At 43.3% G+C, this 24,316-nt stretch carries 16 protein-coding genes; 7 read left to right on the top strand and 9 right to left on the bottom strand.

The features are described 5' to 3' along the window. Positions 1 to 62: 62 nt before the first annotated feature. Together D8S85_RS18580 and D8S85_RS18575 are read left to right on the top strand one after the other, a co-directional pair. Positions 63 to 362, top strand: coding sequence for a nucleotidyltransferase family protein (locus D8S85_RS18580; RefSeq protein WP_106481954.1), 300 nt, complete (start codon positions 63 to 65; stop codon positions 360 to 362). Beyond that, on the top strand, positions 355 to 693 hold the full coding sequence (locus D8S85_RS18575) for a HepT-like ribonuclease domain-containing protein (protein WP_106481952.1): 339 nt from the start codon (positions 355 to 357) through the stop codon (positions 691 to 693). Before D8S85_RS18580 ends, D8S85_RS18575 begins: the two co-directional genes overlap by 8 nt. 61 nt (positions 694 to 754) lie before the next feature. Here the strand turns inward: D8S85_RS18575 and D8S85_RS18570 are convergent, their stop codons facing one another. From D8S85_RS18570 to glpA, 7 genes are all read right to left on the bottom strand, one after another. Then, complete coding sequence (locus D8S85_RS18570) at positions 755 to 1,723, bottom strand: YncE family protein (RefSeq protein WP_106481950.1); 969 nt, start codon at positions 1,721 to 1,723, stop codon at positions 755 to 757. Positions 1,724 to 1,764: 41 nt separating this feature from the next. Continuing rightward, positions 1,765 to 2,931 (bottom strand): porin, encoded by a 1,167-nt coding sequence (locus D8S85_RS18565; protein ID WP_106481949.1) that lies wholly within the window; start codon positions 2,929 to 2,931, stop codon positions 1,765 to 1,767. A gap of 51 nt (positions 2,932 to 2,982) precedes the next feature. Further along, on the bottom strand, positions 2,983 to 3,924 hold the full coding sequence (locus tag D8S85_RS18560) for an HAD family hydrolase (RefSeq protein ID WP_106481947.1): 942 nt from the start codon (positions 3,922 to 3,924) through the stop codon (positions 2,983 to 2,985). A 40-nt stretch (positions 3,925 to 3,964) separates the two neighbouring features. Beyond that, entirely contained in the window at positions 3,965 to 5,365 is a 1,401-nt protein-coding gene (gene pgtP, locus D8S85_RS18555; protein WP_127075493.1) for a phosphoglycerate transporter protein PgtP, read from the bottom strand. Positions 5,366 to 5,696: 331 nt separating this feature from the next. Next, positions 5,697 to 6,914, bottom strand: a complete 1,218-nt coding sequence (gene glpC, locus D8S85_RS18550; protein ID WP_106481936.1) for an anaerobic glycerol-3-phosphate dehydrogenase subunit GlpC — start codon at positions 6,912 to 6,914, stop codon at positions 5,697 to 5,699. 7 nt (positions 6,915 to 6,921) lie between these two features. Continuing rightward, positions 6,922 to 8,178: a glycerol-3-phosphate dehydrogenase subunit GlpB gene (gene glpB / locus D8S85_RS18545; protein ID WP_106481938.1), complete on the bottom strand. Its 1,257-nt coding sequence runs from the start codon at positions 8,176 to 8,178 to the stop codon at positions 6,922 to 6,924. A 1-nt stretch (position 8,179) separates the two neighbouring features. Next, the gene (gene glpA / locus D8S85_RS18540; protein WP_106481940.1) at positions 8,180 to 9,805 is read right to left on the bottom strand and encodes an anaerobic glycerol-3-phosphate dehydrogenase subunit A; all 1,626 of its coding nucleotides are present in this window, start codon (positions 9,803 to 9,805) and stop codon (positions 8,180 to 8,182) included. A 431-nt stretch (positions 9,806 to 10,236) separates the two neighbouring features. On the opposite strand from glpA, the gene D8S85_RS18535 reads away from it, so the two are divergent. The 5 genes from D8S85_RS18535 to D8S85_RS18515 all read left to right on the top strand — a co-directional run bounded on the left by D8S85_RS18535 (position 10,237) and on the right by D8S85_RS18515 (position 16,658). Then, complete coding sequence (locus D8S85_RS18535) at positions 10,237 to 10,656, top strand: helix-turn-helix domain-containing protein (RefSeq protein ID WP_127075491.1); 420 nt, start codon at positions 10,237 to 10,239, stop codon at positions 10,654 to 10,656. 285 nt (positions 10,657 to 10,941) lie between these two features. Then, entirely contained in the window at positions 10,942 to 12,174 is a 1,233-nt protein-coding gene (locus tag D8S85_RS18530; protein WP_106481943.1) for a site-specific integrase, read from the top strand. A gap of 162 nt (positions 12,175 to 12,336) precedes the next feature. Further along, complete coding sequence (gene pgtP, locus D8S85_RS18525) at positions 12,337 to 13,737, top strand: phosphoglycerate transporter protein PgtP (RefSeq protein ID WP_127075489.1); 1,401 nt, start codon at positions 12,337 to 12,339, stop codon at positions 13,735 to 13,737. Between the two features lie 28 nt (positions 13,738 to 13,765). Next, positions 13,766 to 15,289: a glycerophosphodiester phosphodiesterase family protein gene (locus tag D8S85_RS18520; RefSeq protein ID WP_106481932.1), complete on the top strand. Its 1,524-nt coding sequence runs from the start codon at positions 13,766 to 13,768 to the stop codon at positions 15,287 to 15,289. A 19-nt stretch (positions 15,290 to 15,308) separates the two neighbouring features. Continuing rightward, complete coding sequence (locus D8S85_RS18515; RefSeq protein ID WP_106481931.1) at positions 15,309 to 16,658, top strand: porin family protein; 1,350 nt, start codon at positions 15,309 to 15,311, stop codon at positions 16,656 to 16,658. 463 nt (positions 16,659 to 17,121) lie between these two features. Here D8S85_RS18515 and tamL read toward each other — a convergent pair whose 3' ends face one another. After that, positions 17,122 to 19,443, bottom strand: a complete 2,322-nt coding sequence (tamL, locus tag D8S85_RS18510) for a translocation and assembly module lipoprotein TamL (RefSeq protein WP_106481929.1) — start codon at positions 19,441 to 19,443, stop codon at positions 17,122 to 17,124. Then, complete coding sequence (locus tag D8S85_RS18505) at positions 19,424 to 24,169, bottom strand: translocation/assembly module TamB domain-containing protein (protein ID WP_106481927.1); 4,746 nt, start codon at positions 24,167 to 24,169, stop codon at positions 19,424 to 19,426. Before D8S85_RS18505 ends, tamL begins: the two co-directional genes overlap by 20 nt. Between the last annotated feature and the right edge of the window lie 147 nt (positions 24,170 to 24,316).

Raw genomic sequence — 24,316 nt, 5'->3', positions numbered from 1 at the left:
GTTACTCTCGACATTATGGTTTTCTCCTCAACATTCACTATATTTGCAGAGAAAAGAGTAATATGAATTTAATTGAATTAAATATCGATCAAATAATTGCCTTATGCAAAAAATACAAGGTGAATAAATTATTTGTCTTCGGTTCTATTCTCACCGATCGATTCAATAAAGAGAGCGATGTCGATTTTATCGTTAATTTTGACAAAGCACAAGTAACAGATTATTTCAGTAATTTTTTTGATCTGAAATATGCCTTGGAAGATATTCTGGGAAGAGAAGTCGATTTACTGGAAGAACATGCCATTCGTAACCATTACTTGAAAGAAAATATAGAGCAAACCAAAGCGTTAATATATGGATAACTTTACCAAGAAACATTTGCAAGATATACTCAATGCGATTGATGACATTGAAACTTTCTTCGATGGGCAACCGAAATTATTTGAAGAATTCTGTAGAGATATACGTTTACAAAGAGCGATCGAGAGATGTATTGAAATTATCGGTGAGGCGATGAACAGAATATTAAAGGAAAACAAGGATCTTGCCATCACAAATGCTCGCAAGATCGTGGATGCTCGCAACTATATTATACATGGTTATGATAGTCTTTCCGTGGATATTCTTTGGAGTATTGTTGTCAATCACCTGCCCCATTTAAAAAGTGAAGTAAAGAAGTTACTGCAAGAATAAAATCCCCAAGGTCTTTATGCCCCGGGGGATCTTCATTTAATTCAGATTCCTTCGCTAAGAATTATTTTACTTTCTCGTAGATATAAAGTTCGTGAATCTCTCCAGTATACCCCTCTTCTTTGAACGGACCTTGTGACATACCAAGAACAATCAACGTACCACGATTATTTAATACAACCAAATCATCATTTACCGGGTCAATTGAAAGACCTTCAATTTCTCCAGCACGACGGAAATCACTCATTTCACGGAATAACTCAACTCTTCCGGCCTTTGCCCCGGCTGCAATTTTACCTTTACGCATCACAGGCTTTCCGTTTTTGTCAAGTTTCACGCTGAACGGAGTGTCTTTAACCACTTCAGTTCCTTCCTGCAAACCGGTAAAATGTACTTCTGTGATGTCTGCAACATAAATATTGTCAGGAATATTGTACAAAGATTCTCCATCATCTGAAGTAAAAAGCATTTTTCCATCTGCGATGAAGATTCCCTGACACCAATAGGGGGTCGGACGACATTGCATTTTCGTGTAGTATTGCCCTGTTTCAAGACTATAGCAATACACGTAACGGCTATCTACCCAGTCTGACATCCAAACCATATTCTTCTCACGATCCACAGCAAGACCGGACACCTCTACTTGTCCTGATTCAGGAGACCAAGGAAGATCACGCTTCCACTTTAAAGTCTCTGCGTCATAAATAGACACGGCAATATTGTAACCACGTCCGTATTCGAATTTCTCAATTCCACAATAGATCTCGCCATTATACACGTCAATATCACCAAAGTGATTGGCTATCTTAGGATCCTGGAACGGTTGATCATTCTTCATGATAAGATTACCTTGCTTATCATATTTGTAAAGAACTTTAGTATCAGACACATAGTAATAATTACTGTCAATGGCTATTCCTTGACGTCCTGCCACGGGAATAACTCTTTTCAAACGATACTCAGTTCCTAGATGCTGAGCACTTGCAGACATTCCAATAAAAAGTAATGCCAGAGCGAAAAATAATTTATTCATAATCCTATAATTTAATTTGTTGGTAAAAAGATTGAGTATTATTAGAATTTAAGAAGACACATGAGTTGCAAGCTATTACCGGTGCCGGTTTTTGTTCCTGCATCTTTCACTTTGTCCGGATAAGTTGAGATGATATAATTCAATTGGAATTTAACATCTTTGATCACTTCATAAGTACAACCTAAAAGGAAATTATCCTTGTTGTTTGCAGATGTCTTAACGGCTTTGTCACGATACATGTCATAACGCACTACCGGTAAAAATTTACCTAATTTATAAGCAGCAAGCACGTAGAAGCCATCTTCTTTCACGTTAGCATCATCACTTTGAATGTGACCGTACTCTGCACGAACATCAAGACCATTCGGATCATAATACCAAGCACCAGTGATGAAACGATTCATCGGGAGGTAATTCTTCACCTCGTTGTTTTCGTTCAAACCTTTGTATTCACCCCAGTTATAACAACCGATGATACGTAATTTTTCTATCGGACGAATCGTGATCCGACCCACGAAATCTTTTGATTTATTATCATCATTCAACGTCGGAAGATAACCATTCGTCAAAGATAATTGGTAACTCAAATAACTAAATTTCTGATCTTTACTCTTGAAAAGATCTCCATAAGCCATTACTCCAAGATCGCGACCATAATCAATAAGATCTGGTGAAGAGATCGCGTTACGACACACCATACGATAGCAAATATTAGAAAAATCTACCGTCTCCAAAGTAGCCGGGGAAATATCATAATTCTCGAAACCAAGTGGTAAATAGTATTGACCTGCACGAAAATGCAAAGCATCTGTGATGTGAGCATTAACAAAGGCATCCATTACAGTAATCACTTTTTTCTTGTAAGCAGAATTATCTACTGATCCCGAGAAACACTCTAGTTGGGCGCGGAAATCAAATGTTTTTGAAACTTTTTTATCAATGATCAAACGCATACGTTTCAATTGAAATGACGACCTATTATCACCATTCTTGTCTCCCCAGTTATAACCAGTTTGAATATAACCGGAGAATTTCGGCAATATGGATAACAGTTTATTTACTTGTTTCGCAAGATCGTCGTTGCTGATTTGCGCAGCCTCGCTTTTCGTGTTAGAAGGTTCGTCTTTATCAGACTCGGCCCGAGCAATTGTACATACAAAAAGAGTACAACATAACACCAATACATTTAATAAATAGTTTTTTTTCATAATGACATAAATTAAGTTCATTGTAACTATGTTGGATAATTCTTCTCGAAATTATTCTTTAGGATTAATCGCGTTTTCTCTAATTCCCCACTCTGAAGTATGGAATCGTACTTTGGGATCTCTGACATCATTACACCGAACGATCACAGCGCCTTCTTTTTCCCAATACCCTTTTACAGTGAGACCATTCATCGGACCATCTTCTGGACCACGTACCGTCTTGTCATCCGGATTTACGACGATCTTCAAACCACAAGATTGATTCAACATATCCATATCTCCCCGACTATTTCCTCCCACTACAAGCGGGCGAGTTTTAATGAATGTCGGGATAACATTCGCTTTTCCATCATCTTGCGGAATTGGCAGTACGATTTCATTTGTCAACACTCCGTTTACCACGACAGACTTCATCCCGAGAATATTTACTTCGGGGATTCCCAACTCCTCAGATAAAAATTTTTGATACAAAAACTCGGGAGAAGCTGTCAGTATCCAAACTTCAAATCCATACTCTTTCAAATTGGCGATAAGCTGTTTCATTTCCGGGTAAAACTTTCCTTGATATGATTCTACATAACAATCGTATCCTAAATTTGCAACTTCCTCCGGAGTCATGCCTGCCAAAAAATGTGCACGATCCTCAACATAAGCCTTTCCTACATTATTACCGTCTTTTACCATCCGGTTGAGAATTGCCATTTTCTCCTTGGAAAATTTATCGCTCTTACCCTTGTAAAATTTATCGGCATAACGATACAACGCCTCATCAGCCAAGTAGTGAGGTGCTTGACCTACCACGGTTCCATCCCCATCAAATACTGCAACTTTACGAATATTCATGGTCAGCGTCGTATTCAAAAATGTTTCGATACGTTCATTGATTTCTTTTGACCATCCCTTGATCTCCCGGTAAGTTTGTGCGGTGATCGAGGGTGTAATAAATAGTAATAATACAATCACTATCCCACTCATCAAATGTTTTTTATTCATACAATTTGCTTTTAATAGTTGATCTGAATAATTCTATTCATTATTTTTTATTTTGTACCAGATACTGTTCCTCCTTGTAAGTGAAACCCACGAAAACGATGGACAGGGCGCAGGCGACGAGCAAGAGGACGAACGTGCCGTCCCAGCCGAACGAACTCTGGGCGACGTACCCCATCACCACGTTCGCCAGGATGGCGGTGCCGAAGAAGTAGCCGAAGAACCCGGTCAACCCGGCCGACGTGCCGGCGGCGTTTTTCGGTGCCAGGTCGAGGGCTTGCACGCCGATCAACATCACGGGACCGTAGATGAAGAACCCGATGGCGATCAGGGAGAGCGTGACGATCATGTAGTTATCCGAGAATTGCCAGTACAGGAAGATGAAGAACGCCACGAGAGCCATGAATATGATCGTCGTGATCGCCCGGCGTCCCTTGAACACCACGTCGCTGAGCCAGCCGCAAACGAGGGTTCCCGGGATCGCCGCGAACTCGTAAGCGAAGTAAGCCCACCCGGCTTCTTTAATATCGTACCCCTGCGCCTCCTTCAGGTAGGTCGGGGCCCAGTCCAGGCAACCGTAGCGCACCATGTAAACGAAGGCGTTGGCGATGGCGATAAACCACAACATCTTGTTGTTCAACACGTACTTGAAGAAAATCTCCCTCGTGGTGAGCACCTCTTCCTGCTTCTCGCTGTAATTCTTGGGGTAATCGTCCCGCCATCTCTCTATCGTCGGCAACCCGCAGGACTGCGGCGTGTCGCGGATCAGCACGTACGCGATCAAGGCCACGAACAAGGCCACGGCCGCCGGGAAAATGTAGGTTCCTATGATGAAGTACCTGGAGCTGTCCGCGCCGTAGAACCACGACCCGAACCACATGGCACCGTACACGGCCATCGGGCCCACCAGGGCGCCACCCACGTTGTGGGCGCAGTTCCAGATGGACATCTTCGTCCCCCGTTCCTTCACGGAGAACCAGTGTGTCATCACCCGGCCGCAGGGAGGCCACCCCATGCCGTTAAACCAACCGACCAGGAAGTTCAGCACGGCCATGATCACGATGGACGTCGTGCTCGCCCCGAACAGCTCGACCGGCACGGCCATGAACATCATGGACAGGGCCGCCAGTACCAAACCCAGGGGAAGGAACACCCGGGCGTTGCTCCGGTCCGAGACGCTCCCCATCAAGAACTTCGACAGGGCGTAGGCCACGGCGTTCAACGATAACACGATACTCAGTGAACCCTTGTCGAACCCGTAAGGACCGGTGGGGTCTGTTAGAAACGGCATCGCCATCGAGAAGTTCTTACGCACGATGTAATAGCCGGCGTAACCGACGAAGATGCCAACGAAAACCTGCCAACGCAAGCTCTTGTAACTCGAATCGATCTTACCTTCCGGTAATAAATCCTTGTGAGGTGCTGGTTTTAAAAAATTCCACATGTTATTAGATTTTTATTGTAAAAATATTTTGTCAAAACACACTTCCACGCTTTTTTGTTCTATGGACTTGTTTTCAATACTCAAAATACGTTTTTGTATCCTGCTTTTTTGTCAATTCATACTTGTCATTTTTTATAGACGCCGCACTTATTTCTTAAATCGAAATCGATTGCTTTCTTTTATACAATCATATTGTTTCATTTTGCAACAAATGTATGCCAATTGATTTTTAAAACAAAATGTTTTTCGAGAAAAAATTGTTTAAATTTTGATTTTAACACATTGTTTTTCGCTACCTGGCTATAAACACCTTAGCGTGGCATGGCAATAATCACTCTAAGGCATTGGCTAATATTGATATAGGATGTTCGCATCGTTTGGAAGTTGACATTTCGATTTGCCATTTACATGTTTCACAATCGGTAACCACGTAATCAATGTCAAGTGCTTCTATTTGCTTGAATAAAGACTCGCCTATATCTTGAGAGGTTTTGTAATTCTCTTTTTTGAAACCGTAAGTCCCCGCGATGCCGCAACATTGTGAATCCAATACGGTTAATTCAACATTCGGGATTAATTTCAACAACTCGATGGAATAGTGAGCCCATCCCAGTTTTTCCATGTGACAAGGCGTATGATAGGCTACCTTGATTTTTTCCCCTGTTTTGAAAGTCAATTTTGTTTTCTTTTGACTTAATAACCGATAGATATACCGGGTGGCCAATTCCACATTCTCTCGGACATCGGCATTATCAACATCCAGCAAGTGAGGGTATTCGTCTCGAATGGTAAACGTGCAGGTTGAAGAAGTCGCAATTACAGGCAATTTCTTTTCCAACACGGACTTGCGGATTGAATCTATATTCGTGCGAGCCTGTTTTTGGGCTTGTTTGATCAACCCGTTGGAGATTAAGGCCACCCCACAACACTTTTCTTTTTCTAAAAGTTGTACCCCGATACCGAAAGCGTTCATTACCTTAATTAAATCTTTTCCCAATTGAGGGTTGTTGTAGTTTACGTAACAACCGTGAAAATAGCTCACTTGGCTCGGATAAGCTGCTTGCTTTTTGGCAACTTTTTTATACCAACTTTCAAAAGTCCCGAAAGCGTATTTCGGGAATGTGCGTCGGTGATCGATTTTCATAACTCCATCCAGAATTGCCTTTACTGGTTTTAGTCCCAAAGTTGTGTTTACGATCGGGGCAAACGGGGTGGATAGTGTTCCGACAAGATCCGTGTTTGCTAAAATATAATCTCGGAGTTTCGGTTGTTTTTTGCTGTATTTAATCCGGGCCGCTTGGATGATGTCGCCAATTTTCACATTCGAAGGACACGCTACCTCGCATCTTTTACAATTGATGCAATATTTTAAAGATTCGTCGTAAAAGTTGAATTTCTTCAACCGCAAGCGCTCCCCGTCCGGGCCGGCTTGTTTGGGACCCGGATAATTGGGATTTACTGCTGCTACAGGACAATAAACGGTGCAGATCGTGCATTTGATGCATTGTTCAAAATTGTTGTCGCTGATATTATGTTGTTGGAGATTCATGGCTTCTTTATTTACTTAAAATCTGTTCTGCTATATACATGGCGCTCAAAATGGAAACTCCGGCTCCGCATCCCTCTTTTAAAGGATTGAATCCCTCAAGGATGGCCCCGGTTGCATAAAGATTCTCGAGAATTTTACCTTCTCTCATACAACGGAACGAGTTGTCGGTTTTGATTCCGAAAGATTGGTAGGGTTGTGATTCGAACACGTCGCTGTTGTACCATTGTGTTCTGTTCGGGGCATACGTCACGTCGAGATCAAAAATGGGTTCGTATATTTTTTCCGTGCTGGCAATCAATCCCTGGCTGAAATAACTTCCTGTGGCAAGAATGAAATTTTGTCCTATAAAAGGTATATCTCCGTGATTGGAAGAGTAAATTTGCGAGATTCTGTTCCCTTTTATTTCTGCCCGTAAAACCGTATCCCCCAGCATATAGACACCTCCGTTTTGCTGGAAGACGGAACGAAGTTTTTGTTGGGTGTGAATACCCGGAACGGAAGGCGGGAGCGTGGGCAAGAGATAGATAGGTTTGTCAACTTCTTTTCGCAAGTAATCTACCACATCTTCGCGGTTTAATCCCGTGATGGCAGGTAAAATGATTGAGTCACAATCTTCGCTTTCCGCTTTTAGTATTTGGACTAATTCTTGTATGTTTTCTTGTTTGTCAAAAATACGGGCTATATTGACAGAACGCATTTCTGTCGGATTCTTACGCAAGTTTTCAAGAGCCGGAAAATTGACAGCATGAATGCTGCATTTGGTTCCCAGCTTTAGGAATTCATCTGCAATAAATTGCGTGTAAAAATCAAGAAACCCTGTGACGTTAAAAATGCCCGGATGTCGGATCGGCAAACATTTTTCGTTCTCGCTTATCAATAAATTCTCAAGCGTGAGCCAGGTAGATTTTAATGTCCCCATGGGAGTCACTCGATAGTGATTCTTCTCGTAATCCCCCTGGGTGGCAATTCCCGCGTTTTTTAAAAACTCTTTGGTCTGTTGAGTTAATATCTTGAATTTGTTTTCGCCAAGTTTCGCATAAGGATGTGAGGGAGCTTGTTGGATGAGTTTGCCTATCGCGTCCAGTGGTTTTTGAACACTTGTCCCGTCTGGCAAATTATTTAACAAGTCAAATGATCCAGAAGAAAAATGCAAGGCACTTTGGCCTGAGGATATGATAACGCATCGTTGTCCTCGTTGGGACAAGTAAATTCCACTGATTAAACCGGATAAGCCACCACCGATGATAATTGTATCGAATTTCATATTATTTCTTAGATGATGATGTTAAACCACAAACGCCTTCATAAATCCAGGCCGTATACTCACACTCGCGCAACGTGTCTCCCCAAGCAATAGGAGACATCCCTTTCCACCTTTCGTTCAAGAAAGAGGCGAGATCCGCCTTGGCTCTATTCGTGCATACTTTTTTCATATCACTCATTAAACCCGCTGCACGACACGCACAAAGTTCTCCTTGACAGGTTCCCATCCCGACGCGAGTTCTTCTTCTCAGATCAATCAAATTATTGACATCCAGTTCATTTAATGCATATTTCGCTTCGCCGACAGAAACCTCTTCACATTCACATATCAAACTATTGTCTAATGGCGTGTTTCCAGAAAAACGATCAGCCATATCCCCGTGTCTGTAAATAGTTGAATTGCGTTGCGTCAGAGGTACGGATATAATTTTTTTGCTGATTTCTTCCATGTTTTCCCTTGAGCCGGGGAGTTTTTCCGTGGCAGTCGTACACGGGGCAGAGAGATGGAGTTTTTTACATATCAAGTCTGTCGTCCACTCGGCCATTAATCGATAGGTCATCAATTTTCCTCCCGTGATCGTGATAAATCCTTCCAGCCCATCGCGGGTTGCATGATCTAAAAGTACAATTCCCCGACTTACACTTCGTCCGCTTGGATCATTGTCAGATGCGACCAACGGACGCACACCAGCGTACGCTCTTAATATACGGGTTTGAGCCAAAATGGGTGCCATTTTCTCCCCTTCTCGCAACAATACATCAACTTCTTCCGGGGTCACCTTCATGTGATCAATTTCTTCAAAAGGCACCTTGCTGGATGTTGTTCCGATGAGGCAGATCGTATCACCCGGAACGAGGATGTCAGCATCCGCCGGCTTGCGACACCTATTTAGTACGATATTATTAACTCGATGTCCAAAAATCAGCAATGCTCCTTTTGAAGGAAGCATGTTTATATTAATATCCACGAGCTTCGCTATATTATGCCCCCAGATTCCTCCGGCGTTGACAACAATAGAGGCATAGTAGGATTTGATTTCGTTTGTTTTATGATCTAGAACTTTTACTCCGATCACTCGATTTTGCTCTCGTATAATCTCGATCACCTCTTGATACGTGAGTATTGTTGCTCCATGCAATTTAGCGTCCATCACGTTGGATGCCGTTAGACGGAAAGGATCCACTGCTCCATCAGGAACTCTTACTGCCCCGATAATATCCCGGTTTGCGGATGGTTCTAGACGTAATGCTTCTTTCGGATCGATGATATCCGCACGGATTCCCGCTTGATGACATGCTTCTACAAATTGGGACTGATAACTAAGATCATCCTCCGGTAAACTTAAAAATAAGCCGTCCGTTTCTTCCACACAATGACTGGCAATTTGGCGAAGAATCATATTCTCTTTGATACATTCTTCCGCGGACTCTTTGTCGGTTACGGCATAACGGGCTCCACTATGTAATAAGCCGTGATTCCTTCCCGTAGCACCGGTAGAGATGTCAAATCTTTCCAATAGAAGTGTTTTTACACCTCTACGAGAGCAATCCCTGGCAGTTCCTGCTCCGGTAGCACCACCTCCGATGATTATCACATCAAACGATTGTGTAGTTTCATTTTGCTTCATGTGTATGAAATTTTATTTTTCACCACAAAGAAATGAATAAAACGAAACATATCAAAATTAAAAAGCAATTTTTTTGCTAAAATCGAAATAAAAGAAAAGTAATTTCATTTCGATCGAAAATACATGACATGATAAAAGAAACAATAATGATATTGAATCGATAGATCCAGAATTTCATGTTCAGAAAATTTTATATATGAATAAAGGGTACTAGAGAAATATAGAAAGGAGACAAAAGCATAACGGGAAAATGCTCTGTCTCCTCACATCACTAACTGATTAATGTCCTCCTTTTTTGGGGGATTCATCAATAATCGTTATATTTGTAACAAATGATAGTCAAAGGTAATACAAATTTGGATTAAAGCAAATTTACATTGGATTATTTTTGTCAAAACAGCATAATTTACAATAATTCTAAATAACACAATATGTCATTTTCAGAAAGATTACAAAAGGTAATGGATGAGAAAGGGTACACGAAATATAAAGTGGCAAAATCCTTACATATGTCTGCGACAACGATTTCCAACTACTTAAAGAACAAAACAAAGCCAGACACCACAAAGTTAGAAGTGATGAGTCTTTTATTGGGAGTAAATCGAAGATGGCTTTTAACAGATGAAGGAGAGAAGTATCGTAAGGAAAATGTTGTAACAGAGCAAACTTACGGAAATCTTTCTGTTCGGGATAATGACGAACTTACGGTTCGATATCTTGCAGGAATTGTTAACAAACAGGCGTCTTCGTTACAAGCTAGAGATGAAGAAATCAGAAAGTTAATAACAATGCATGAAGTTTTGTTAGGAAAGTTGACCGCATTGGTGGAAAAATTGTTTGAGAAGCTCTGAAAATAACACAATATTGGATCACACTAATTCTCTGTAATTTATCGTTATAAGATGAAATATAGAGGGTGTTCAGCTACTTATTCGTTACCTAATTCAGCAAAATGAAAATATTTTTGAACAATTCTCTCATTTCGAGTATTACTTTTTAGATATTAGAGAATTGTTTTTTCTATATATACTCTTGAATGGCAAATTATGCAAGAGTAAATTCCATTATATCTAAAATTTGTCAAATGAAAAGTGTTTACTTTATTTTGACTTTACATCAATTATAAAAATAGAATTATGCGTAGTACATTCAAGTTGTTATTTTACGTTAAGCGTAACGCTCCCAAAAATGATAATAGCCTACCATTGATGGGAAGGATAACTGTAAACAAGGGAATTGTTCAATTCAGTCTTAAAATGACAGTCCCGCCTGAATTATGGGATAGCAAGGCTGGGAAAGCTATGGGGAAAAGTGAGAAAGCAAAAGATATAAATCGACAGTTGGAACAAATTCGGGTGACAATAAATAATCGTTATCAAGAAATTGTGCAAGCGGGTGGAGGTGTTACTGCTGAACAAGTAAAAAATGCTTATTTGGGAATTGGCATAAAGCAGGATATGTTTCTCAAGTTGTTCGCTTGGCATAACGAATTGTTCGCTCGTAAAGTAGGTAATGGTCGAACCCAAAATACATACAAAAAATATTGTAATCTTTACAAACTCATGCAGGCTTATATTCTGAAAGAATATAGGCGTGAAGATATATCATTAAAAGAATTGAATCTTTCTTTTATTAACGGCTTTGAATATTTTTTACGCACGGTCCGGGGGTGTTGTACAAATACAATTTGGTTGTATATGATTGGGATAAAGCATATTATTTCTATTGCACGGAATGAAGGTTTACTTGTTGCTAATCCATTTGCAGGCTATATGATCAGTCCCGAACAAGTGGATCGGGGGTTTCTTTCGGAAGAAGAATTGCAATTATTAATGAAAGCCCACATGAAGAATAAATCCTATGAATTTGTACGTGATCTATTTGTTTTTGCTGCATTTACAGGACTAGCTTATTCCGACATTAAAAATTTAACCAAGAGTAACCTGCAAACATTCTTGGACGGCCATTTATGGATCATCACGCGCAGGCAGAAAACAAATATCGATTCAAATATTCGACTGCTGGATGTTCCCAAGCGAATAATTGCAAAATATGAAGGCAAAACCGGAGATGATCGTTTATTTGCCGTTCCAAGCAATTGGTCATGTAACAATATATTGAAAAACATCGGCAAACAATGCGGATTCAAGATTAAACTTACCTTTCACGTGGCACGTCACACGTTCTCAACTTCGCTTACATTAGCGAAGGGCATGCCTATTGAAACTGTAAGCCGAATTCTAGGTCATACGAATATAAAAACCACACAGATTTATGCAAAAATAACTAACGAGAAGGTGAGTAGGGATATGGAACTTCTTTCGCAAAAATTAGCCGGGTTGGAAAAACAATTAACAGCAAAGATCTAAGTCTGTCACAAACTGCAAAAAGGATGAATAAATTTACAAGGTTTTATCCATCCTCTTTAGCTACTAAAACATTACCTTTTTATTGATTCACATCTTATTAAGGTATTCTTGTTCAAGTTATTAGATGATTGTAAATAGTTTTTACAATAAAAATCTAATAACATGTGGAATTTTTTAAAACCAGCACCTCACAAGGATTTATTACCGGAAGGTAAGATCGATTCGAGTTACAAGAGCTTGCGTTGGCAGGTTTTCGTTGGCATCTTCGTCGGTTACGCCGGCTATTACATCGTGCGTAAGAACTTCTCGATGGCGATGCCGTTTCTAACAGACCCCACCGGTCCTTACGGGTTCGACAAGGGTTCACTGAGTATCGTGTTATCGTTGAACGCCGTGGCCTACGCCCTGTCGAAGTTCTTGATGGGGAGCGTCTCGGACCGGAGCAACGCCCGGGTGTTCCTTCCCCTGGGTTTGGTACTGGCGGCCCTGTCCATGATGTTCATGGCCGTGCCGGTCGAGCTGTTCGGGGCGAGCACGACGTCCATCGTGATCATGGCCGTGCTGAACTTCCTGGTCGGTTGGTTTAACGGCATGGGGTGGCCTCCCTGCGGCCGGGTGATGACACACTGGTTCTCCGTGAAGGAACGGGGGACGAAGATGTCCATCTGGAACTGCGCCCACAACGTGGGTGGCGCCCTGGTGGGCCCGATGGCCGTGTACGGTGCCATGTGGTTCGGGTCGTGGTTCTACGGCGCGGACAGCTCCAGGTACTTCATCATAGGAACCTACATTTTCCCGGCGGCCGTGGCCTTGTTCGTGGCCTTGATCGCGTACGTGCTGATCCGCGACACGCCGCAGTCCTGCGGGTTGCCGACGATAGAGAGATGGCGGGACGATTACCCCAAGAATTACAGCGAGAAGCAGGAAGAGGTGCTCACCACGAGGGAGATTTTCTTCAAGTACGTGTTGAACAACAAGATGTTGTGGTTTATCGCCATCGCCAACGCCTTCGTTTACATGGTGCGCTACGGTTGCCTGGACTGGGCCCCGACCTACCTGAAGGAGGCGCAGGGGTACGATATTAAAGAAGCCGGGTGGGCTTACTTCGCTTACGAGTTCGCGGCGATCCCGGGAACCCTCGTTTGCGGCTGGCTCAGCGACGTGGTGTTCAAGGGACGCCGGGCGATCACGACGATCATATTCATGGCTCTCGTGGCGTTCTTCATCTTCCTGTACTGGCAATTCTCGGATAACTACATGATCGTCACGCTCTCCCTGATCGCCATCGGGTTCTTCATCTACGGTCCCGTGATGTTGATCGGCGTGCAAGCCCTCGACCTGGCACCGAAAAACGCCGCCGGCACGTCGGCCGGGTTGACCGGGTTCTTCGGCTACTTCTTCGGCACCGCCATCCTGGCGAACGTGGTGATGGGGTACGTCGCCCAGAGTTCGTTCGGCTGGGACGGCACGTTCGTACTATTGCTCATTGCCTGCGCCCTGTCCATCGTTTTCGTGGGTTTCACTTACAAGGAGGAACAGTATCTGGTACAAAATAGAAAATAAGATCACCAAATAATTCAAATTTAATATTATGGTTAATAAATCATGGAGAATTGCAATGGCATGTGGAATAGCCTTAGCTTTCATGTCTTGCGAAAATCAAAAATTCAATGACACGTTTGTCGATTCAGAACGTGTACATGTAGACACGCTATCAACCGAATTACAAAAAGTACGGGATTATGTCCCCCAATATGCCGTAGTAGCTCACCGCGGTTCAACCTATTGGACTCCGGAAGAAACCGAAGCTGCCTATCGCTGGGCACGGGAGATGGGTGCCGATTATTTAGAAGCAGACTTGCAAGTGTCCAAAGATGGCGTTATCCTTGCTCTACACGATACTGACTTAAAACGTACCACCAACATTGAAGATGTTTTCGGGGAAAGATTCCCGGAAAAAACGAGAAGAGAATACTATAAACTTTTAAATTACAGTGCTCAAAAAATAGACTCGTTGATCAGCGCGGATAAAAAAGCATTCGTGCCCAACTATCCTTGCTCTTATACTTATTACGAATTAATGCTTTTGGACGCAGGAACTTGGTTTAACCAAGATGCCGCCAGCCAGGAACAAGCTCGTAAAGGATTTTCAACGAACCACCAGTACATCTCTACACTTCAAGACTTGATCATGTACTCCAAAGGATACAAACTGGAAAGATACAATGGAGACGACCAAGCAAACGGTCACGTGAATATTTGGGGTAGCGCGACGAACAATGAAAGAGTTGTAAAAACAATGGTTGTCACCAACGAAGAATTCAGCAACCCGGTAAACTTCGGAGTAAAAGATAAAGTCGTTCGTTATGAATTCGGCTATATAAAAGATGCAGAAGGTAATAGCGGAAACACACCCGGAATTTACATCGAATTCAAAGAACCGTGGTTAAACCCGTCTAACTTCGAGCAAATGGTGTACGATGAATTGCAAATGAAAAACGTAACGGGCTTCCAGGAAAAACTCAACATGAACATCATTGCAGGAGGCGAGGAAGCAGAAAACACCCCATTCTACGTAAATGGAAAAATCAACGTGGGTAACACGAACGGAAAAGTCATCCTTCAAACCTTCTCATTACAAAGCTTGACACGCGTATGCGACTTGTTCAAAGGCCAGGTTCCAATGTGTTTCTTGTTATGGAAAGGAACCGGAGCAACCGACTTAGCTTACGATGATCCGCAAGGGTACGCTTCGTTCATCAACTTGGGTGTAAAATACAAAGCACACTACATCGGACCGTGTATTTCCGGAGCACCGAACAATTACCCGGAATTAAATTACCCGTGGCAACACAACTTGATCCATCGTGCTAAAATGAAAAACCACCCGTACTCTTTCGATACTTACGACCAAATGGCTAAATACTTCGGTCAATACAACTGGGGTAACGAAGGTGGTTCACGTTATGAAGCCCCTTATTTGGATGCCTTCTTCACGAATCACACGGACATGAGTCTTCAATACATGGTAGATTTCGGTTACCGGAAATCCCCCGCTCCGACAGAAATTCCGGACGCACGTGAAGTATTGGAAAAATTAGGTTATGACAAATAATTTTTAATCGATTATCGTAATGAAAAAATATATATTATTACCTGTCATGATGGTAGCCGCCATGTTGTCTACCACAGCAGTGAAAGCCCAAGAAGATGTAAACCCTTTGTTGAAATATGTCAATAAAGAAAACGATCTTAAAGCAAGCATCGGTGGTCGTATGTTCGCTGATTTAGCCTATTATCACACGGAATGGACCCCGATGAACTCCGGTGCCGCTATCACGGATGCCCGTATTCACGCCTCCCTGACTTACGGAAAATTGTATATCTACGCGGACTTCGGTTTCGGAAAAGGTGAATTCAGTCAAAAAAATCTATTCGCTCAATACACTTTTAAAGAAAGTTTAAAAGGTATCCACCTGGTAAAAGCCGGCTATTACAACGAACCGTCAAGCATGAGCATGATGACCAGCTCCTACAATTATCACTTTATCAGCCGCCCGTCGGTTGCACAAGCATTGGCTCCGGGACGTTCACTAGGAGCTACTTACAAATTCTTCAACAGACACTTCTTTGCAGATCAAGGTATATTCTCCCAATTGAAATACAACGACCAAGAAGAAGGTTACCAAGGATTCAGCTTGAGCGGACGCTGGTTATGGAAACCGATAAACGATAACAACATCACCTTACAATTCGGTACCGGGTTACGTTATCAAAGAATCAACGGTGGCGAAGTCTACCAAGATGGTGTTTACAAAACAAACATGCACGTGGCTGCCAACATGCAAACCTACGTGGACGAAACAACTAAATTCTTAAGTTGCGATCTACCATGGGCTAAAGACGCGTTCACCATCAGTCCTGAATTCTTATTCAAGAGCAATCGCGTATTCGCTCGCGGAGAATTTATCTGGAAAAAAGTATGGAAAGACCGTGACGATCAAACCTTATTTGAAAGTCAGCTGGGTGGCCAACAAAGTTGGACGAATGTTGAAGGATGGAGAGGTGGCAACAAATTACGCCCGACAATCATGAACGGCGGATACGTAGAGTTCGGCTACTTGCTTCGCGGTAAAGCCTATACTTACGATGACGAGTACGGCTTATTAAAAGGCATGGGAGACAAAGGTGGCTTGGAACTCGTTGCACGCTACTCTTGCACGAACTTAACTGACATTACGGATGGGGATATTTTCCTTGTTGGTAATCACAAATTCTATCCCAACGGAAAAATCGTGGACTACCCTTATTCTTCCAGTATTGACGGGGGAACCATGCACACGGTAACACTCGGGTTGAATTATTCTTTCAATCAATATATCAAAATTATGGGAGAATATCAATACGCGAACTTAAGCAACGTGTATTTCCCGGATGATAAAAACTTCCATCAATTGCAATTGCGTGTCATGTTTGCCTTCTAATTGCCCAGAAAATTTCAGGGAAAGAAAACACGCCGAAAAAAGGCTGTCAAACAAGTCTATGCTTTAACGACTACCTCCCCTAACCCCTCCTACACAGGAGGGGTTTTTGCTTGGTTATCAACCCTTCCCCTGTGTAAGGGGGAGTTGGAGGGGGTAGTTTGTTGATACGGAATAAGACTTTGAGGACAGCCTCGTTCATTTTGAATCCGAAATAAATTAACGGGGAAGTAAAACGGAAACAGGTAAATACAAATCTCCTACAAACATTCCCTCCAAAAAGCAAAGACAGTTGCCAAACGGCTTTAATACGTAGGGGACACGTCCGTGCTTCCTAGTGGGTTGCTTATTACCCGCTTATCTCCCGCCTAATTCAAAACATCATCAACAAAAGTAAGGAAACACTTAAAAATATCATGCCGGTAAAAGCATGACACATCAAGTCATATCATGCCAATATTCCCTTTTAGAACGGGTAACCAATGGCCAAATGAAACTTCAACCCGTCTTTGAATTTAGGAATATTATAATATCCCGACTTATCCGGATTCTTATAAGGGGTGTGTAGAGCAATTCCCAGATCCCCCCGGAGCACGATAAAACCGAAGTCATAACGTAAGCCGAAACCCGTTCCCAAAGCAATCTCTTTCAACAAACCGGCAAACTTAAACTCCCCGCCCGGACGCTTCGGATCATTCCGCAACAGCCACACGTTACCGGCATCCAAAAAGATGGCGCCGTTCAGTTGATACATAATTTTAAAACGAAGTTCCACGTTCCCTTCCAATTTTATATCTCCCGTCTGGTCGAGGTATGCCGTTTTGTTATCGCTTTCCTGATGATAGCTACCGGGGCCTATCGACCGGATCGTGAATGCCCGGATGCTATTGGCTCCCCCGATATAAAATTGCTCGCTATACGGCATCACCCGGGAATTTCCGTAAGCATAACCGATGCCCCCCATAAAGCGGGTAGCCAGAAGAGAGGTCTCCGTTACCTTACGATACACGATGACCTCAGAGGTCAATTTCAAGAATTGCGAGTAGATATTACCGAACAACTTTTTGTTTTGCCCCTGGTGATTTCCCGTGATATATTGTATGGCAGAAAGAATATTTCCGGCTGACATCAGCGTGTTTTGCCAGTATAATCGATTGGGATTCCGTCTTGTTGCCGCCCTGTCGTATGTGTACGAGTAGGACATGGAAGGGATCAACTGGTTTTTAAAACTCATCGCTATCGCGGGGTTATTCTCCATCGTTTCATCAAATTCTTTCGAGGTTTGCAACAAATGGGTGTACGTGATCTTCAAAGGGGTGATCGTGTGGAATACCCGCCACGAGGATTGAAAATCATAACCGAGAGATCCCGTGAAAGAAAGCATCCGGAAAAAGGTATGACGATTCAAAAAATCTACTCCTACCTGAAAATTCGTACGCTCGGCAAAATCTTTGTTGCTTTTCAGAAAGTCGGGTACCAGCAAGCGGGGTAATGACAACCCGACATTCACACCCAGCTCGTAAGAATTGATTAGCCCGGAATTTGAATTCGTTTTTTTATCCCCGACTTCCCACTCGTAAGCACCATTCAACTTAAAGGTCAGGTTTTCCCCGCCCCGGAATAAATTTTTATTCGTTATTCCCAACGATAGGCCGGGTCCGAGCAAATTATTGGATTTAGAGGAGACGTCTACTTCGATCTCCGTCTCAATCGGTAGGTCATACACGGCATTAATGCTAAAGTCCAAACTTCCGAAACCGGATTTTTTCACGCTATCCGCCCGGGTCACGTTCAAATTCGTGTACTTAAAAATCCCTAACCGGGCCAAGCTTGTCTGGGTTCGATTTTGTCGTCTGAACGAATAGATGTCCCCGGGAAGCAAGTGCAGGGAACGAGCGAGGACTTTAGGCTTCACGTCCAAAGGTTTGGTGTATTTTACTTCTATCCCCTTATAAGACAGGGTGTCTTGAGTTTCTGACTGGTCGGAATTTTCCAACACCAGTTCCACGTTCCCCACCTTGTACGGTTGCAGGGCTACCGCCGGAACGCCATGTTTCAAGGCTACGCGGACGTCCGCCACCCGTTTTTCCCGTGTCGTATCGACCAGGAATTCGATGTAATCCGCTTGAAAATAATAATACCCGTTATTCCGGAACATTTTAGTGATCCGGGTGCGCTCGTCTTCCATCGTGTACAAATTATACTCTGCCCCGGATTTTAGCAAACATCCCCGTCGCGCCCTCTGTATCAAACTATCCATCCTCCCCGTCCATCCCCAAAATTCAACACTCCCCAACAAGTGAGCTTCCGGCACGTAGACCTGATAACTGATTTTCGCCTTCTTGGGATTCCGTTTGTTGGGGATCAGTTCGTAACTGGTTTTTACCCCGAAATAACCGTATTCGCTGGCAGCGTTTTCCACCACTTTCAAGCGTAATTCCGGTTGTACATCAGAGATCAACACGGGTTTTTTGGCCAATTTTTTATACAACCAATGTTTTAGTCCTTTCTCTTTTTTCACGTTCCAGTTATACACCCACAGCCCGATCGGAAAGGGCGAACGTATGTAAGGAGCGTAAAGCGGGTTATTCGGCGGGAAACCCAAGGGGCCGGAAATAGCCGAACTCTTCGGTCCCTCCAACTTTACTCCTTTGGCCGTTTCGATGTTCATTTTTTTCACCCCGGTGTACAATATCTCTCCTTCCGTCAGCCGCTTCGTCTGAGAACAAGAGCTTCCCAATATCATAAATACGATAATAATACATAAATTATTTCCCAGACTTTTCATTTTCTATCGGTTCTTTTTGGGGTTCAACTTGTACTTTCTTTTTACGCCGGAATATATCCATGAATTTTTGGAAGTTCTTTCTCAATACCACACCTATACCGGTTTGCGTCACCTCACCTTCCAATACGCTTTCGTAACCCGTGTGACGGAAAATTTTCAGGAAGAAATTCGGATTCTTTCCAAACACGTACTCGATGGCAATGTCATCCACGAGGTTTTCCTCGACTCCCCCGGCCGCGGGATCGTTATCCGTAGAGATCCGTCCCCCGACTTTCACCCGTACTTTATTATTAAATAAGCGTTTCGAGAATTGATAAGAGTAATCCGTTTTCTTGGATTCTCCCGCTTCAGACACTTGATTATAGGTGTTGATTCCAAACGTCAAATCCATATTTTTCAGATGTTTCCGAGACCATTGATTTAATTCGTTTTCCACGAAGTTATTAAGAGCATTATCGGAAGCATTGGACTTTGCCACGGTCCCCGGCCCGGAATAGGTGCCATAGATCATCATGTTCATCGCTTCCTTGGAACGTTCTTCGGCAGTCATCGCCGCCAATTGATTCTGTACCGTGATATCTCCTTCTGCGGCAAGATCAAAGGTGATATCCAGTTTTTCCAGTGTATTCGAAATTTTGATCATGGCTTTGAACGTCACCAGGCGGGACTTCTGGCTGTCGTCCGTCACACTGGCCGAAACGGTTTCCGCCGCCGTTATATTCAAGGTCGGATTGGCCAAATCCCCGGTCCACTCCACGAAACTGCCGTCCTGTATTTTGAAATCCTTTTGCCCGATGACCGGCAGTCCATACGAGACGACACCACTTGTCAACACGTATCTTCCCACGAGGCGGGTCTCTCCCACCGGGTTCAAGGTGTACGTCAGGTTTCCCCCGCCATTGATCGCCACCCGATTCTGACCGTTCGATGACAGCAACACGTTCAGTCCGACCAACGGCGCGATGTTCACGGACATGAGCAAATCCAAGTTCACGGGGCTAATCTGTTGCAACTCGTCGTCCGCCGCCAATTGGGTCGTATCGCTGAAAGATACGAAACGCACGACATCCGCGCTTCGGTCTGTCAATTCCAACGGAGAGGATTTCAGCGTGTAGTAGACTTCGCTGTTATCCAACAGATTGATATTTCCCCGCACCTTCAGGTTGTCCAACATTCCTTTCAGCGTTGCCGAAAGGTCGACAAACAATTTCCCGAAGACCATGGTCTCCGTGTTCTCTTTCACTTTCATTGCCTGGAAGTTTTTAGCTTGAATGGAGGCATCCATTTTTATGGCCGAGAACGACGCGAAGTCAACCGTTCCCAATAGTTCCAAACGTTGTTTATTGGGAGCAATCAGCCCGAAATGGTTAAAATCCAGGAGGTTGTTATGTATTTTAATGGCTGACGAATCTATTTTAAAGGTTGTCCCGATCATTAAGGCTTCTATGGTTCCGTCCTTGAAACGCAAATCTCCATTTATCAAGGGTTGGTCCATTTGCCCTTTCACTTGAAAAGCCCCGATCATATCCCCACCCAGGTTCATTATACCCGGGGGCGTAAAAGCTCCCGCTACACGCAACGGGAATTTAGGGATGTCGATATCCAGGGCCATATTTTTATCTTCAATTCCTGTCATTAATTTGCCTTTGACCAAAAGCGCCTTTACTTTATCCACCGACAAGGAAAAATCCACGTCGTGTTCCGTCTGTCGCGACAATCGGTATGTCATGCCAATTCCCAAATCTCCCACGTGTTCTTTCCCATAATAAAAATCATCGACCTTGACCGCCCCGTTAAGGTCGATCACGTCATTTTTACTATACATCTGCATATCAACTCCTAACAAACCGGATATATCCGGAAGGAACGAGAGCGCTTTAGAGAAGCCGCCCAAGTCAATGGCTTTAATGTCTACAATTAAGGATTCCGGTTCATGATGTGCGTTTTCTTCCGAAATCAGACGGATCCGCTTGTCGCCATTCAATAATTGCAGATTAGCTGCCGGTATCTCCCCTTGTTTCAAGCGAATGAAGTTGCCCCGGTTGATTTGCCATGAAACATACCCCAAGATAAGGGGATCCGGGGAAATACTCACGCTAAAAGCACTATCCTGTAAAGCGATATTAGCCCCGACATTGAATATTTCCCCTTCCTCGTTGGCATGTTCCCGTATTCTCACGTTTATTTGATCATATTCGACGTTTCCTTCCGCGGTCAAGCGGGATAATCCTTCCAATTGATCTTTAGCCCCGAAAATTTCCGCTCCATAGCACAATGCCACGTTCTTTTGCTTGGCATACACGAACAGGCTGTCCAGGAGAACACCCTCGATATTCAATCCATAAATTTTTGAATTTAACCGGAAATCACGCGACACGTCGGTTCCGACGTCCAGTGCCACGCGTTCAAAGCGTATCCCGTTATTTTTCAAGTAACCGTTCAATAAATTTTCCCGACCGGCACCTAGGGTCAAGCGGAAATCAGGTAGCAGTTCGTTCAATCTCTCCATGTTAAAATCATGTTTCTCGATCTGCTCAACCAATAATCCGCCAACAGCACTAAAACGATCGATTAAAGTGGTGCTTCCCCCATCCCCTTCAAACGTCACGGTCAAGTCTCCCGCCTTGACATCCAACAAGGTCTTGTCGGGCAAGCCGGAGAAAGTAATATCCAAATCCCCCAACTTGCGAGTGGCAAGGTCCCGCAAGACAATATTTGAAAAATCAGCCTGTAAAGAGGAGGTTCTGTCCGCCTTTAATTCTGCATCGACATTCAGCCCCAAAGAAAAAGACATATTTTCCGGCATAAAATGCAATCCTTTCAGATCTACCTGTTGAATATCTCCATTCACGTGTATCTTGTAGGCGTTGTCATCCAAGCCTAACCGGAATTTCATTCCCAAGTCCAATTCCGGATTATCACTCACCAATTCCCCGGTTAATTCCCGATCTTTCAACGCCGCGTCCAAAACGATATTTTTATAATCGTACCCGTTATAAAATAAGGAGTCGAGTCCAACATCCACTTTCGCGATCATTTCTTTCCAATCAAGCCCCCGCCCCGAGGCCAAAAGATGAGCCGTAATAGTCCCTAACGAGTCATTCGGCATGAATTTATTCAACGCAAAATCTTTCCAATGAACTTCCGCACGATAGGTTTCCTCCTGCCAGGCAAAATCGGCAACTGCATGCAAGATTCCTCCTCCGGGCTTCAATTTCATATCCACTTTTGCCGTCCGGTTCGCGATAGTAACATCGGTGGTTAATGACAAGTGGTCCGGTAGAACAAATCCAACCTCCTCATTCTCTGACAAGAGAGGCGCGAAATACGCTCCCCGATCGACAACAAACGCCAGATTCAATTCCCCTGCCATTTTTTCCATATCGGTCACGCATGACACGCTCCCCTCGCTTTTCAACGAAAAACCATCCGTTGCCCCAATTTCAAAACGAGTAATGTTCAATTGATCGACCTTGCCTTTTACCAAACCGGATAAAGAAAAAATTTTATCCGATAACCAATTAGTGATCTGATCATTGGAATCCGGCAGAAACAACAGGACGTCTTGTCCGGCGATATTTCCGTCTATTGATAACTGTATAGGGGTTTCCATGCCGAAATCACTGATCCCAGATTCCGCCCGAAGATTCATTTTCAATTGGCTGTTACCGGTTTTTAACACCAAATTCGACACGTTCGTTTGCTCGCTTTCCAAGCTAACCCGACAAGATAAGTCTCTTAAATCTAATCCGTTTCCTTCTTTGAAACGCAAATTTTGAATCATTGCCGCCATCTCGGTTCCCCGGTTAAACACGCTATCCATTTTCAACGAAAGTGCTGATACGCGAATCGTTTCCGGGAACTGTTCCGCATCAACAGGCACACGCATCGGTTTCATCAAAAAACGATTATCCACCAATTCAACGGTCCCTACCCGAATTTGCCAAGGAGTACTTTCCTCCGCGGTCACCTCTGTTTCACGTTGTTCTCCGGTAGATTCTGACATCAGCAAATCGCAAAAGCCGCGTACCAAGGTGATTTTTTCCAAATCAACCGTCTGGTTTTCCAATCCGACATCCACGCCTTTCAAGAGTGCCTCTCCCATCCCAGCATGAAATTTTCCCATGGGAAGACCTTGTAACTGATAATCAACGCTATCAATGGTTACTTCTCCCACCTTAAAATGCCAACGAACGGGTTCCCCGCCCCCGGTTGTATCAACCGCGGATGGGCCACTACCCAAATTCATCCGGATGTTTCCGCCTTTAAGAGCGATGAAAGGGATTTCTGCCTCTTGTTGAGAGAGATTCAATCGATCCACGCGAAGGCTCAATTCCTTCAAAGCGACCTTCATTTTTAACGCAGAGAGAGAATCCTCAAAATGAATCGCCGCGTTCTCCACGATCAAACGACGAATTTCTATTTCTTTTTTCAAAAGTTTTGTCAAGGCAACATTTACCTGAATGACATCGGCATACAGCATCGTGTCTTTTTCCGTCTGTCCCAGATAAATATTTTCAACGGCCAGATCGAGTGGAAATTTCAACAAGATTCGACCGACCGACAGTTTCATGTCCAAATTTTCATCCACGTACTGCTCCGCCTTCCCTTTAACAAAATTTTGAATGGCCGGAACATACAAAAGAATCATCACGAGAATTACCAAAGAAAAAAGAACCAGAATAATTCTCAATGCATATTTAAAAAGCTTTCGCAAAAATCTCATTTCCCTTTTTTCATCAAAGATTAATCAACTACAAAACTACAATTATTTCTCCAATTCGACCACCAGGAACAAGGCTTTTGCCTCATATTTTCTGATCATACTTTTCCTCAACCCACAATTCGAATGGTTCATTTAACGAACAATCCA

This window comes from Butyricimonas faecalis, from assembly GCF_003991565.1.
Taxonomy (GTDB): Bacteria; Bacteroidota; Bacteroidia; order Bacteroidales; family Marinifilaceae; genus Butyricimonas; species Butyricimonas faecalis.
Note: the sequence above shows the minus strand (reverse complement) of the source record. Positions and strands in the feature narration are given on the sequence as shown.

Excerpts from the sequence above, each read along its gene's own strand:
- D8S85_RS18580 (WP_106481954.1), top strand. The coding sequence starts at position 63 with ATGAATTTAATTGAATTAAATATCGATCAAATAATTGCCTTATGCAAA.
- D8S85_RS18575 (WP_106481952.1), top strand. The coding sequence starts at position 355 with ATGGATAACTTTACCAAGAAACATTTGCAAGATATACTCAATGCGATT.
- D8S85_RS18570 (WP_106481950.1), bottom strand. The coding sequence starts at position 1,723 with ATGAATAAATTATTTTTCGCTCTGGCATTACTTTTTATTGGAATGTCT.
- D8S85_RS18565 (WP_106481949.1), bottom strand. The coding sequence starts at position 2,931 with ATGAAAAAAAACTATTTATTAAATGTATTGGTGTTATGTTGTACTCTT.
- D8S85_RS18560 (WP_106481947.1), bottom strand. The coding sequence starts at position 3,924 with ATGAATAAAAAACATTTGATGAGTGGGATAGTGATTGTATTATTACTA.
- pgtP (WP_127075493.1), bottom strand. The coding sequence starts at position 5,365 with ATGTGGAATTTTTTAAAACCAGCACCTCACAAGGATTTATTACCGGAA.
- glpC (WP_106481936.1), bottom strand. The coding sequence starts at position 6,914 with ATGAATCTCCAACAACATAATATCAGCGACAACAATTTTGAACAATGC.
- glpB (WP_106481938.1), bottom strand. The coding sequence starts at position 8,178 with ATGAAATTCGATACAATTATCATCGGTGGTGGCTTATCCGGTTTAATC.
- glpA (WP_106481940.1), bottom strand. The coding sequence starts at position 9,805 with ATGAAGCAAAATGAAACTACACAATCGTTTGATGTGATAATCATCGGA.
- D8S85_RS18535 (WP_127075491.1), top strand. The coding sequence starts at position 10,237 with ATGTCATTTTCAGAAAGATTACAAAAGGTAATGGATGAGAAAGGGTAC.
- D8S85_RS18530 (WP_106481943.1), top strand. The coding sequence starts at position 10,942 with ATGCGTAGTACATTCAAGTTGTTATTTTACGTTAAGCGTAACGCTCCC.
- pgtP (WP_127075489.1), top strand. The coding sequence starts at position 12,337 with ATGTGGAATTTTTTAAAACCAGCACCTCACAAGGATTTATTACCGGAA.
- D8S85_RS18520 (WP_106481932.1), top strand. The coding sequence starts at position 13,766 with ATGGTTAATAAATCATGGAGAATTGCAATGGCATGTGGAATAGCCTTA.
- D8S85_RS18515 (WP_106481931.1), top strand. The coding sequence starts at position 15,309 with ATGAAAAAATATATATTATTACCTGTCATGATGGTAGCCGCCATGTTG.
- tamL (WP_106481929.1), bottom strand. The coding sequence starts at position 19,443 with ATGAAAAGTCTGGGAAATAATTTATGTATTATTATCGTATTTATGATA.
- D8S85_RS18505 (WP_106481927.1), bottom strand. The coding sequence starts at position 24,169 with ATGAGATTTTTGCGAAAGCTTTTTAAATATGCATTGAGAATTATTCTG.